General features: G+C 69.5%; 7 protein-coding genes and 3 pseudogenes. 8 read left to right on the top strand and 2 right to left on the bottom strand.

Going from position 1 to position 12,896, the window contains the following annotated elements:
* Window positions 1–105 precede the first annotated feature (105 nt).
* Entirely contained in the window at window positions 106–1,368 is a 1,263-nt protein-coding gene (locus ACH4U7_RS50790; protein ID WP_398534557.1) for a glycoside hydrolase family 71/99-like protein, read from the bottom strand.
* A gap of 420 nt (window positions 1,369–1,788) precedes the next feature.
* Here ACH4U7_RS50790 and ACH4U7_RS50785 point away from each other — a divergent pair, with 420 nt between their 5' ends.
* The 6 genes and pseudogenes from ACH4U7_RS50785 (at window position 1,789) to ACH4U7_RS50760 (ending at window position 10,777) form a co-directional block, all read left to right on the top strand.
* Window positions 1,789–2,445: a ThuA domain-containing protein gene (locus tag ACH4U7_RS50785; protein WP_398534556.1), complete on the top strand. Its 657-nt coding sequence runs from the start codon at window positions 1,789–1,791 to the stop codon at window positions 2,443–2,445.
* Window positions 2,430–3,527, top strand: coding sequence for a Gfo/Idh/MocA family protein (locus ACH4U7_RS50780; protein ID WP_398534555.1), 1,098 nt, complete (start codon window positions 2,430–2,432; stop codon window positions 3,525–3,527). The genes ACH4U7_RS50785 and ACH4U7_RS50780 overlap by 16 nt, the downstream gene beginning before the upstream one ends.
* 51 nt (window positions 3,528–3,578) lie before the next feature.
* The gene (locus ACH4U7_RS50775; RefSeq protein WP_398534554.1) at window positions 3,579–6,611 is read left to right on the top strand and encodes an alpha-mannosidase; all 3,033 of its coding nucleotides are present in this window, start codon (window positions 3,579–3,581) and stop codon (window positions 6,609–6,611) included.
* Entirely contained in the window at window positions 6,608–8,584 is a 1,977-nt protein-coding gene (locus tag ACH4U7_RS50770; RefSeq protein WP_398534553.1) for a DUF2264 domain-containing protein, read from the top strand. The genes ACH4U7_RS50775 and ACH4U7_RS50770 overlap by 4 nt, the downstream gene beginning before the upstream one ends.
* Window positions 8,577–10,289 (top strand): annotated as a pseudogene (locus ACH4U7_RS50765) (alpha-mannosidase); the annotation flags it as partial. The gene ACH4U7_RS50770 and the pseudogene ACH4U7_RS50765, both read left to right, overlap by 8 nt.
* Before the next feature lie 17 nt (window positions 10,290–10,306).
* Complete coding sequence (locus tag ACH4U7_RS50760; protein WP_398534552.1) at window positions 10,307–10,777, top strand: ROK family protein; 471 nt, start codon at window positions 10,307–10,309, stop codon at window positions 10,775–10,777.
* A 124-nt stretch (window positions 10,778–10,901) separates the two neighbouring features.
* Here ACH4U7_RS50760 and ACH4U7_RS50755 read toward each other — a convergent pair.
* A pseudogene (locus ACH4U7_RS50755) lies at window positions 10,902–11,171 on the bottom strand (coagulation factor 5/8 type domain-containing protein); the annotation flags it as partial.
* Here ACH4U7_RS50755 and ACH4U7_RS50750 point away from each other — a divergent pair.
* Both ACH4U7_RS50750 and ACH4U7_RS50745 read left to right on the top strand, forming a co-directional pair.
* Window positions 11,172–11,351: pseudogene (locus ACH4U7_RS50750) on the top strand (coagulation factor 5/8 type domain-containing protein); the annotation flags it as partial.
* 159 nt (window positions 11,352–11,510) lie between these two features.
* The gene (locus ACH4U7_RS50745; protein WP_398534551.1) at window positions 11,511–12,860 is read left to right on the top strand and encodes an NAD(P)/FAD-dependent oxidoreductase; all 1,350 of its coding nucleotides are present in this window, start codon (window positions 11,511–11,513) and stop codon (window positions 12,858–12,860) included.
* The last annotated feature ends 36 nt before the right edge of the window (window positions 12,861–12,896 follow it).

Raw genomic sequence — 12,896 nt, 5'->3', positions numbered from 1 at the left:
CAGCCCCGCCCCCCGCCCCAGCCCCGCCCCCCGCCCCAGCCCCGCCCCCCGCCCCAGCCCCGCCCCCCGCCCCAGCCCCGCCCCCCGCCCCAGCCTCGGCCGACGTCAAGCGGTCGGTGACGTCGGCCGGTTGGGGGTGAGAGCGATCTGCCCTTTGAGCATGCGGCCGCCGTCACCGGTCAGCCGCAGGTAATAGTCGGACGAGCACGCCGTGCCGTCCTCGTCGAGCGCCCAGATCCCCGAACCCGACGGCACATCGGCCCCGGTCGCCGCCGTCTTGGCGATCTGATTGCCCTCGTTGAACTCGTCGAACATGGAGATGTAGATGCCGCCCGCACCCAGCCGCACCATGTTGTAGAACTGCCGCCACATGAAATCACCGTGCCTGCGGTGGCGTTCCTGGAGATCGCCCGGCATCACGCACGGCTGATAATCGATGCCGTGCGCATCACAATCCGCTTTGTCCGGCGTATTGATGTTGGTGAAGAAGTCATCGGACTGGGAGGCGCTGGAGATACGCCCCACCATCCACGGGGAGATCATATCGAACGAATGGTACACGGCGGAGAATCCGGGCCGTGAGTCCTCGGTGCCGGTACGCCAATGCGTGGGAACACCGCCGATTACATAACAGCCCTGTGCCTTGAACCAGTCGACAACGTCCTTGCACGGGCCTGGCTCGAATGGTCTCCCCGAGTCGTTGAAGCCGAACCCCCAAATACACACCACCGGCTTGCCGTTCTGCCGCGCATAAGCACCGGACGCGGTGTGCGCCTTCATCTTTTCCGTCCAGTCCTGCTTGATCTGGGACTGCATGGACGTCCAGCCGGTGACGTCGTACATGATGTAGAACTTGCGCCCGTTAGCCTCGGCGGCCTGACGCACCTTCTGCGCCATGCCGTCACGCGTCGGACCCTCATCGCCGAAGGGGTTGAAGCGCTGAAGAGCGGCCGTGTCGATGTTGTTCTCGCGCATCCAGCGAAAGTGCGTGTCGACGGTCTGCTGGTCCCACGATGAGAAGAGCTGAGCGGGTCTGCCGCTGTTGAGATTCGGGTACGCGGTGGTGAACCCGCGCTGGTAGTCGGCCATATCGGGCCATGATTTGATGGTTGTGTTCGACGGTGACGGAGGCTGGAACCGGTCCCTGCTCCAGTGCCACCAGCTGTTGATGGGGGAGCCGTCGCCTGTGCAGGCGAACCAGCCCTGATAGCCGACAGATATCTTGCCGACGACATCGCCCGGCCCGCTGGCGGCGGGCTGAGCACCCGCGCTCTCGGCCGCGTCGGCCCGCGTCAGTCCGGCCACAGTGCCCAGGCCTGCGGCCGCGGCGATCGCGCCGCCGATCATGCTGCGTCTGGTGACGGCCATGGAGTTCCTCCAGTGGGGTTGGGGGAGTGGGGGCATGGCATTTCTCCGCGTGCCAGCAAAACCATGGTGCTGTCCGGAGTCAATGGCCGGCGCGGGCATTTCTCCCGCGAATCGGAAACTGGTCAAAGTGAATTCTGGTTGTCGGCAGGAATTGAGTGGGGAGTGGAAAATAAGTGGCCTGACACCTGAGCCGGTAGGCGTGAACAAGACCTTCGTCGACTCGGGGTGCGCGAGCTCCTCCCATGCTTCATCCAACGTATTGACAAAATGCAACGGCGGTTCGTAGCTTCTCAACATGCTGCGCCCGTCGCGACTGCTCAGCGCCAACTTCTGCTGGGTCGCGACCACCCGTTGAGCGACTTCATCCGACTCCGACCGCCGCACTCCACCCTGCGGCGCCGATGGGAGTGTGTCATCACCTTGACCAGCGACATCCGGCGGGCGCTCGTCGTCCGTGGCGGCTGGGACGGGCATCAGCCCGTGACGATCAGCGACAGCTTCGTACCGTTCCTCAAGGACCGCGGATTCACCGTGGAAACCTCCGAGGACCTCGCGGTGTACGAGGACGCGGAGCGCTTGGCCGCGACCGACCTGATCGTGCAGTGCTGGACGATGGGGACCATCACCCGCGAGCAGAGCGAAAACCTCGCCGTGGCGGTGCGCGCGGGCACCGGTCTCGCCGGCTGGCACGGCGGCATCGTCGACTGCTTCCACGACCACGGCTACCACCTGCTGACCGGTGGCAAGTTCGTGATGCACCCGCCGGGCTTCCACGACCACACCGTGCGTCTGCTGCCCGAGCGAGCCGACCATCCCGTCATCGAGGGCCTCAACGACTTCACCGTGCACACCGAGCAGTACTGGGTGCTCACCGACCCGCACATCGACGTCCTCGCCACCACCACCTTCGCGGCCGACGAACTGCGGGACCGGCCCGCGGTGATGCCCGCCGTGTGGACCAGGACCTGGGGCGCGGGGCGGGTCTTCGTCTCGACCATCGGGCACAAGCCCGACGACTTCGACGTGCCCGAGGTGCGCACGCTGACCGAAAGGGGACTGCTGTGGGCGAGCCGCTGAGGCCGTTGAACATCGGCATCGTGGGCGCCGGAAAGATCAGCGGCGCCTACCTCGCGACGCTGGAGCGCCTGACTTCGCTGCGGCTGACCGCCGTCACCGACCTCGACCGCGGCCGCGCCCAGGCCGTTGCGGAGCAGGCCCCGGGCGGGGGAGAGCCGGCCGTCGCGGAGTCCGTGGCCGACCTGGTGGCCCGGGACGACGTGGACGCCGTGCTCAACCTGACCATCCCGGCCGCGCACGCCGAGGTCGCCCTTGCGGCGCTCGCCGCGGGCAAGCATGTGTACGGCGAGAAGCCCCTGGCGGCCAACCGCAAGGAGGCCGACGCCGTGCTGGAGGCGGCACGCACGGCAGGGCTGCGGGTCGGCTGCGCACCCGATACGGTCCTCGGCACCGGAACCCAGACCGCGCGCAAGGCGGTGGACGACGGCCTGATCGGCAGGCCGGTCGCGGCCACCGCGTTCATGACCACCGCGGGCCATGAGAAGTGGCATCCGGACCCGGAGTTCTACTACCAGCCGGGCGGCGGCCCACTGCTCGACATGGGGCCCTACTACCTGTCGGCCCTGGTCCACCTGCTCGGCCCGGTGGTCAAGGTGACCGGCGCGTCCTCCCGACCGCGCGCACAGCGTACGATCGGCAGCGGCCCGCGCGCCGGGCACACCTTCCCGGTGGAGGTGGACACCCACCTCACCGGCGTCCTGGAGCACGCCGGTGGAGCCCTGTCCACGCTCGTGATGAGCTTCGACATCCACGCCGCGCGGTTGCCGCGCATCGAGGTCCACGGCACCGACGCCTCGCTGTCCCTGCCCGACCCGAACGGCTTCGACGGCGCCGTCGAGATCCACCGCGGAGACGGCTGGACGATGCTGCCCGTCTCTGCCGGCTACCCGGACGCGGGACGCGGCGTGGGCCTCGCCGACCTGGCCGATGCCCTGTCGGCCGGACGACCGCACCGGGCATCGGCCGAACTCGCCGCGCACGTCCTGGACATCATGCTCACCCTCATGGACGCGGCGGCCCAGGGCCGAGCCCTCCAGGTGACCAGCTCCTGCGAGCGCCCCGCCCCGGTGGACGGTCGCTGAACGACACCCTCACCACCTCTCGCCCGCTCGCAGCGACAGGAGACCCCATTTATGCACGACGACCGGAAGCTGGTCGAAGCACGCCTGGAACGCGTCCTCACAGAGCGCATCCGGCCGGCCGTCCACCCCCTCACGACACCCCTCGAAGTGGAGATCTGGTCCACCCCCAAAGAACCCGTGCCGGTGGCCGAGGGCCTTGCGGCACCCACCCGCCCCATCGCCCCCGGCACCCCGTGGGGAACGCCGTGGGGGACCAGCTGGTTCAAGGTCACCGGGACGGTCCCCATCGAGTGGGCGGGCCGCACCGTCGAGGCCATCCTCGACCTCGGATTCACCCCGCGCACCCCGGGCTTCCAGTGTGAGGGCCTGGTCCACGCCCCCGACGGCACCCCGGTCAAGGGACTCCACCCGCGCAACAACCACGTCGGCGTCGGCTCACCCGTGTCCGGCGGCGAGCGGATCCACTGGCGCATCGAGGCGGCCTCCAACCCGGACCTCGACGCGAGCGGCGTCCCGTTCCAGCCGACACCGATGGGCGACAAGGCCACCGCCGGTGACGCACCCCAGTACGTGCTCGGCGAGATGCGGCTGGCCGTATTCGACGAGACGGTCTGGAACCTGGTCATGGACCTGGAGGTACTTGGCGAACTGATGGCGGAACTGCCGGTCGACGGGGCCCGCCGCTGGGAGATCCTGCGCGCGGTCGGCCGCGCCCTGGACGCCGTCGATCTTCAGGACGTCAACGGTACGGCGCAGGCTGGACGGGACGCACTGGCCGGTGTGCTCGCCGCGCCCGCAGCACCCGCGGCCCACCGCATCAGTGCCGTCGGCCACGCCCACATCGACTCCGCGTGGCTGTGGCCGCTGCGGGAGACGGTCCGCAAGGTCGCCCGCACGGCGTCGAACATGACACAACTCATCGAGGATGAGCCTGAGTTCATCTTCGCCATGTCCCAGGCACAGCAGTTCGCCTGGATCAAGGAGCACCGGCCCGAGGTGTACGCCAGGGTCAAGAAGGCCGTCGCCGACGGACGGTTCGTACCCGTCGGCGGGATGTGGGTCGAGTCCGACACCAACATGCCCGGGTCGGAGGCGATGGCCCGCCAGTTCGTCCACGGCAAGCGCTTCTTCCTCGAAGAGTTCGGCATCGAGAGCGACGAGGCGTGGCTGCCCGACACGTTCGGCTTCGCGGCCGGCCTGCCGCAGATCATCAAAGCCGCGGGCTCGACACGCCTGCTCACACAGAAGATCTCGTGGAGCCGCACCAACACGTTCCCACACCACACGTTCTTCTGGGAGGGCGTCGACGGCTCCCGCATCTTCACGCACTTCCCGCCCGTCGACTCGTACAACTGCGAAATGACGGGCCGCCAGCTGTCCCACGCCGCAAGGAATTTCAAGGAGAAGGGCGTCGCTGCGCACTCCCTCGCGCCGACCGGCTATGGCGACGGCGGAGGCGGCACCACGCGCGAGATGGTCGCCAAGGCGGCCCGGATGCGAAGCCTGGAAGGCGCCGCGGCCGTCGTGTGGGAGACCCCCGACGCCTTCTTCACCAAGGCCGAGGCCGAATACCCGAATCCGCCCGTCTGGGTCGGCGAGCTCTACCTCGAGCTGCACCGCGCCACCCTCACCAGCCAGGCGCAGACAAAGCGCGGCAACCGGCGCAGCGAGTCCCTCCTGTACGAGGCGGAGCTGTGGGCCGCGACGGCGGCGGTGCGCGTCGGTTTCCGGTATCCGTACGAAGAGCTGGACCGGATCTGGAAGACGGTGCTGCTGCACCAGTTCCACGACATCCTGCCGGGTTCGTCCATCGCATGGGTGCACCGAGAAGCACGCGAGACCTATGCGCGCCTCGCTGCGGAACTCGAGCACATCATCGCGGATGCGCAGCGCGCGCTGGCCGGTGATCCATCGGGAGGCACCGAGCTCATCTTCAACTCGGTGCCCCACACCCGCCGTTCGGTCCCCGCCCGGGGAGCCTCCTCACAGGCCACGGACGGGGACGGTGTTACTCCTGTCCCGCGTGACGGGGGCGGCTACGTCCTGGACAACGGCTTGCTCCGGGTCGAGATCGACGGGCGGGGCCTGGTGGTCTCCGCCTACGACCGGGCCGGCAACCGGGAGGCGATTGCTCCGGGGCAGGCCGCCAACCTGCTGCAGCTGCACCCCGACTTTCCCAACCAGTGGGACGCCTGGGACGTGGACGCCTTCTACCGGAACGTCGGAAGCGACCTCACCGAGGCGGCCGACGTACGTGTCGACGGCGGAGCGGTGCGGGTTGAGCGGGTCTTCGGGCGTTCCAAGGCGGTTCAGCTGCTGTCCGTTCCTGCCGACGCCAAGCGGCTCGACATCGACACCGAGGTCGACTGGCACGAGACGGAGAAGTTCCTGAAGCTGGCCTTCCCGCTGGATGTGAAGGCCGACCGGTACGCCTCCGAGACGCAGTTCGGCCATGTGTACCGTCCCACCCACCAGAACACGAGCTGGGAGTGGGCCAAATTCGAGGCCTGCAACCACCGCTTCGTCCATCTCGAGGAGCCGGGCTGGGGCATCGCGCTCGTCAACGACGCGACATACGGCCACGACGTGACCCGCGCCGTCCGTACGGGTGCCGACGCGGGTACCACGACCACGGTGCGGGCCTCGCTGCTGCGTGCGCCTCGCTACCCGGACCCGGAGACCGATCAGGGTGTGCACCGATTCCATCACGCGCTCGCGCCGGGCGCGACGATCGGTGACGCCGTCCGCGAGGGCCACCGGGCCAACCTGCCCGAGCGCCGGATCACCGGAACGGCCGAAGCGATCGCGCCTCTGGTCGCCGTGGACAACGATGCCGTGGTGGTCAGCGCGGTGAAGCTGGCCGACGACCGCAGCGGCGACCTCGTTGTCCGCCTCTATGAGGCGCACGGCGGCCGCGCCCGTGCCATCGTCCGCATCGACGGTTTCGCCATCGAACGGGCTGCTCCGACGGATCTGCTGGAGCGGCCGCTTCCGGACGCCGAGCCGCCGACACACGCCGACGGCGGCGTCGTGCTCGCACTGCGACCATTCCAGATGGTGACCCTGCGCCTGCCGCGGTCATGAATCGCACCCCAGCCGAGGACCGTGCCCACTGGGAACGGACCGCAGACCAGTTGCTGCTCGCCGTCCGGCCCTACGCCACCGACGAGCACGCCCTGATCAACCTGCCCGGCGTGCCGAGCGCGAACGGTGGGCACAGCGACGGACTCGAAGGCTTCGCCCGCACCTTCCTGCTGGCCGGCTTCCGGCTCGCGGGAGCGGGCGGAAACGATCCGCACGACGTCGCCGGGTGGTACGCGCAGGGCCTGGTCGCCGGCACCGACCCGAAGCACCCGGAGCGCTGGCCCACGTTCACCGAGTGCAACCAGGCCAAGGTCGAGGCCGCGTCCATCGCGCTCGCGCTGCACGAGACGAGGCCGTTGATCTGGGACCGGCTCGACGACCAGGTGCGGCAGCGGGTCCTCGACTGGCTCGCCCCGATGGTCGGCGGCCCGATGCCCGGCAACAACTGGATCTGGTTCCAGGGCATCACCGAGGCATTCGCCCGCACGGTCGGCGGTCGGTGGCGGCAACAGGACCTCGACCGGATCATCGCCCTGACCGACGGCTGGTACGCGGGCGACGGCTGGTACTCCGACGGCCTCACCGGCGGTGCCCACCGCAACTTCGACCACTACAACGGCTGGGCCATGCACCTGTACCCGTTGTGGTTCTGCCGCATCCTCGACCATGCGGCACCCGGCGGACTCCTCGACCGCTACCGGGCCCGGCTGCACCGCTTCCTGGCGGACCAGCGCCTCCTGATCGGCGCCAACGGCTCACCGCTCGTCCAAGGCCGCTCGCTTACGTACCGCCACGCGGCGCTCGCCTCGCTGTGGACCGGCGCGCTGTTCGACGCGACGCCACTGGCACCGGGGGAGACCCGGGCACTCGCGAACCGCATGCTCCAGCACTTCACCGACCACGGCGCCATGGACGAGCGGGGACTGCTCACGCTCGGCTGGCACCGGCCCTACCGCGGCATCCTCCAGGTGTACTCGGGACCCGCGTCCCCGTACTGGGCGAGCAAGGGCTTCATCGGTCTCGCCTTGCCGCCGGACCACCCGGTGTGGACCGAGGGCGAGGTCCAACTCGCCGTAGAGCAAGGCAACGTCACGCGTGCTTTGCCCGCGCCCGGCTGGCTGGTCTCCGGTACGGCCGCCGACGGTGTGGTACGAGTCGTCAACCACGGCGGCGACCACGCCGACCCGGTTCGGCCCCACGCCGACGACCCCTGCTACGCCCGGTTCGCCTACTCGACGCATACGGCGCCCGAGACTCCCGGCGACCCCACGGCCCGCCCGAGCGCCTGTGCGGACGCCGACCCGCTCGACAACGCGGTCGTGCTCCTCGACGCAGCGGGCCGTGCCTCGCACCGCCGCCCGGCGACCAGGATCTCCATGGACGGGGCCACAGCCGTCTCGCGCTCGCGCGCCCACTGGCCACAGGACGCGACGTGGGACCCGTTCGGTGGTCCCGATACCCCTTATGTGCTTGGCCCTTGGGTCACCGTTGGTTCCGCGTTGCGCGGGTCGATCGAGGTACGGGCCGTGCGTGTCGACCCCGCCGCCGGTGATGAGCCGACCGGTCATGTGCTGCGGATCGGCGGATGGTCCCTTGCTGTCGATCCGCAGGGCGCGCCGTGCGCTGCGCAAGGCGCCACCGCCCGCGTAGCCGGTGTCGGCGGGCTGATCTCCTCTCTCATCGGCGCATACGGGTTGCCCGCCGCGTTCGTAGTGCCGGGAGCCGACAGCAATGCGCTGGGCGCCGCATCCGCCACCCCCGTCGTGCGGACCGACGGCCCGGTCGCCTACCGCACCCTCCACGTCGCCCTCGTTCACCTCGGCGGTTCGGACCCCGCCGCTCTGCCGCGGATCACCACCCGTGCCGAGGGGACCACCCTGGTCGCGGACGTGACCTGGGCCGACGGCGCACAGGACGCCATTCGACTGCCCGCTGCTGAAAAAGAGGCATGGAAGGACCAGCACCGTGCATGACGACCGCCGGATCGTCGAGACACGGATCCGGAAACTGCTGGACCGTGTGATCCGCCCCGCTCTCTACAGCTCCGTATGCCCGCTCACGCTGAGCGCGTGGTTCGTCGAAGGCGAACCGGTCCCCGTGGCCGACGCCCTGCGCGCCGACTACGAGCCCTTCACGCTCGGCTCCACCTGGGGCGGCCCGTGGGCGACAACCTGGATGCGGGCGGGTGCGGAGATACCCGAGCGGTGGACGGGGCGTCGCGTCGAGGCCGTCTTCGACCTCGACTTCGACCTCACCAAGGGGCCCGGCGGTCAGGCCGAGGGCCTGGTGCACGATGCTCACGGTGCACCGATCCAGGGCCTGCACCCTTACCACCGAAGCGTGCTGCTCACCGACTCCGCCACCGGTGGCGCCCGCGTGGACCTGCTGATCGAGCTCGCGGCCAACCCGCCCATCGTGGCCAGCGAGGGTCTGCACATCCACCACGGTTCGCGCGAGACCGCGGGCACCGAGCACATCTACCGGCTCAAGCAGGCCGAGATCGCGGTGCGCGAGGACGACGTATGGCACCTCATCCACGACATCGAGGTGCTCGACGAGCTGATGCATGAGCTGCCGCTCGGTTCATCGCGGCGTCACGAGATCCGCTACGCGCTGCGCCGCGCCGCCGACGCCGTCGACCCGAGCGACGTGGCGGGCACGGCGGCGCAGGCCCGCGGCCGGCTGGCGGATGTGCTGGCCCGGCCCGCACACGCCTCCGCGCACACCATCGCCGCGGTCGGCCACGCCCATATCGACTCGGCCTGGCTGTGGCCGGTCCGGGAGACCGTGCGCAAATGCGCGCGCACCTTCACCAACATGACGACCCTCGCCCAGGAGTACCCGGAGCTGATCTTCGCCTGCTCCTCGGCACAGCAGTACGCGTGGATGAAGGAACGGCACCCGGACATCTTCGCCCGGATGAAGAGAGCCGTTGCGGACGGCCATTGGGTGCCTGTTGGCGGCATGTGGGTCGAGGCCGACGGCAACCTCCCCGGTGGCGAAGCGCTCGCACGCCAACTCGTATACGGGAGGCGCTTCTTCGCGGAGGAGTTCGGCGCCCCGCAGAAGGGCGTATGGCTGCCCGATTCGTTCGGGTACACCGCCGCCTACCCGCAGCTCGCGAAGCTCGCGGGAGCCGAGTGGTTCCTCACCCAGAAGCTGTCCTGGAACGAGACCAACAAGCTGCCGCACCACACCTTCGCGTGGGAGGGCATCGACGGTTCGCGTATCTTCACCCACTTCCCGCCCGTCGACAGCTACGTCGCTTCCCTCGCCGCGGCCGAACTCGCACACGCCGAGCGCAACTTCGCGGACAAGGGCGTGGCGACGCGCTCGCTCGTCCCGTTCGGTTACGGCGACGGAGGCGGCGGCCCCAGCCGCTCGATGCTGGAGAAGGCCCGTCGCCTGCGCGACCTCGAAGGCTCGCCCAAGGTCGTCATCGAGGCCCCGGACGACTTCTTCGCGGCGGCACGCTCCGAACGCGACCAACTCCCCGTATGGCGTGGTGAGCTGTACCTGGAGAACCATCGCGGCACCTACACCAGCCAGGCGCGCACCAAGGGCGGCAACCGGCGCAGCGAGGCCCTGCTGCGCGAGGCCGAACTCTGGGCCGCGACCGCCGCCGTCCGGGCCGGGGCGCCGTATCCGTACGACCGCCTGGAAGGCTCGTGGTGGAGGACACCGTGCTGCGCGGCGTGTCAGGGAACGCCGGCGAGGTCGGCGGACTCGGCGCGGCCTTCTCGACCCGGACGCTCGTCGACGAGGCCATCGCCCTGGGCGCCCTCGGAGCCGAGTTCACGGTCCTCGACCCGGCCGATGCCCAGCGCGGTCTGAAGCGGCTCGCGGAGCTCGCCGGCGAAGGGGAGGCGCAGGCGGACGGCATCATCGAGCGCCTGGGCATCCGCATCGGCCGAGGCGTGTGTGCGGCGGCGACGCTCCTTGACGTCGGCACCATCGTCTTCGGCGGACCCACCTGGCAGCTGCTCGCGGACCGTCTGCTCACGACCATCGAACCGATGGTCGCTCAGTCCCCGTTCGTCAGGGCGACCCACCCGACGACGGTCCTTTCCACCACCCTGGGTGAGAACGTGGCCGCGGTGGGGGCGGCGTCCCTCGTCCTCGACCGGGCACTGTCCGCGCAGCCGAGGTCCCTGCTGCTGGGCTGACTGCGCACCGTCGTCGCCGGGGGCCGGGCGGATGCCATGCCTCGTTCGGCCAGACGGTCCACCCGGACCCCATGACCACCTGCGAGGTGGTTCGTCAGGGCGCCGGCTCGCGAGAAATCGCGGATCAGGGATATGACACCACGGTGGAGGGCACGGTGGAGGTGCCCGAGGTGGGGGATCCGCTGTCATTGATGACGCGTTCGTACTGGCCGTTGCCGCCGAGAGAGACGACCAGCAGGTTGTGGAACTTCACCCCCGGCGCGTTCGGGGCGGCGAAGCCGTGGTGCTGCACGATGCTCGGGTCCACGTTGTAGTAGCAGTAGCTGCCGAGCCCCCATCCCTCGTGCGTGGTCACCGAGTCGGCCACCTTGTAGGCCGCGTAGCCCTTGATGGAGCGGCCACCCTCAACGAAGCACTCACCCAGGGGCTCCAGCTGCCGCTCACCCCGGGGATCTACCACCTCGACCAGCCGATCCAGGTGAACCGGGCGAACACTGTCGTCCTCGGCCTCGGCTATGCCACCCTCATTCCCGACAACGGCGTCACCGCGCTGAAGGTCGCCGATGTCGACGGGCACGCTCGACCGGCTTGGCGCGACCTCGCGCATCCAGCGCGCGGGGCGCGGTCTGTACCGCGCCACTCCGTCCTGATCACGTACGCGAGCACGCAGGTGTCACAACACACGGTTCTGACCTGTCAGTAAGGGTGGAACCGAGAGAAAACAGAGGACACCGTGCGTGAGATCCTGATCGTCGGCGGCGGTTACGCGGGCTTCTACACAGCGTGGGGCCTTGAGAAGAAGCTGCGCCGCGGGGAGGCGCGGGTCACCGTCGTCGACCCCCGTCCGTATATGACGTACCAGCCGTTTCTGCCCGAGGTCGTGGCGGGGTCCGTAGAGGCCCGGCACGCCGCCGTGTCACTGCGACGGCATCTGCGCCGTACCCGGGTGATCGCGGGAACGGTGACGGAGATCCGCAACGGCGGTCGGACCGTCACCGTCCGGCCGGAGCGCGGGCCGGACTATCAGCTGCACTACGACATGCTCGTGGTGACAGCGGGGGCGGTCACCCGCACCTTCCCAGTACCGGGGCTCAGCGAGCAGGCGTTTGGCCTGAAGCATGTCGAAGAGGCCGTCGCTGTCCGTGACCGGCTGCTGACCTCCTTCGACCGGGCAGCCGCACTGCCACGCGGGCCCGAGCGCCGGAAACTTCTCACGGTCACCTTCGTCGGCGGCGGCTTCTCCGGTGTGGAGGGTTTCGGCGAGCTGCTGTCCCTGGCGGCCGCGCTGCTGAAGCACTACCCGGAACTCGACGCCCAAGAGCTCGACTTCCACCTGGTCGAGGCGCGCGGCCGAATCCTTCCCGAGGTGACCGACGAACCCGGTGCCTGGGTGGTCCGGTCCTTGGCGCGGCGAGGGGCGAAGGTGCATCTGAACACCCAGCTCGTCTCGGCCGAGGACGGCCATGTCGTGCTCTCCAACGGGCAGGAGTACGAGTCGGGCCTGATCGTCTGGGCCGCCGGCAACGCGTCGAACCCCATCGTCCACAACCACACCGACCTTCCGGTCGATGAGCGTGGTCTGCTCGTCGTACGTGCCGACCTGCGTGTGGGTACGGACACGGAGGTGGTGCCGGACGTATGGGCCGCGGGCGACGACGCTGCCGTACCGGACCTCGCGGTGGGACGGCCGGGAGCACATACCGTGCCCAACGCCCAGCACGCCGTACGGCAGGGCAAGCGCCTGGCGAAGAACATCGTGGCGACGTTGCACGGGCGGAGGGCCAAGAACTACGTCCACCACAGCCTGGGCGTGGTGGCCACGCTGGGTATGGGACGGGGCATCTTCCAGTACCGGCGCCTCGTCATCAAGGGCTTGCCGGCCTGGCTCATGCACCGCGGCTACCATGTGCTCGCCGTGCCGACGTGGGAACGCAAGGTCCGCGTCCTCGCCGTCTGGCTCACCGCCGCCCTCTACGGGCGGGACATCGTCTCGCTGGCCTCGGTGCAGCGCCCCCGGGAAGCCTTCGTATCCCGGGGCAACCCCCGTAACGGTGACGGGCCTGCCGAGGCAAAGGCTCGGTGATCCTGGGGCAGACCTGAGTGCCGTGTGTCGGCCCGG

This window comes from Streptomyces sp. NPDC020845 (assembly GCF_044334165.1).
Taxonomy (GTDB): domain Bacteria; phylum Actinomycetota; class Actinomycetes; order Streptomycetales; family Streptomycetaceae; genus Streptomyces.
This window is presented reverse-complemented; position numbering and strand designations above follow the sequence as displayed.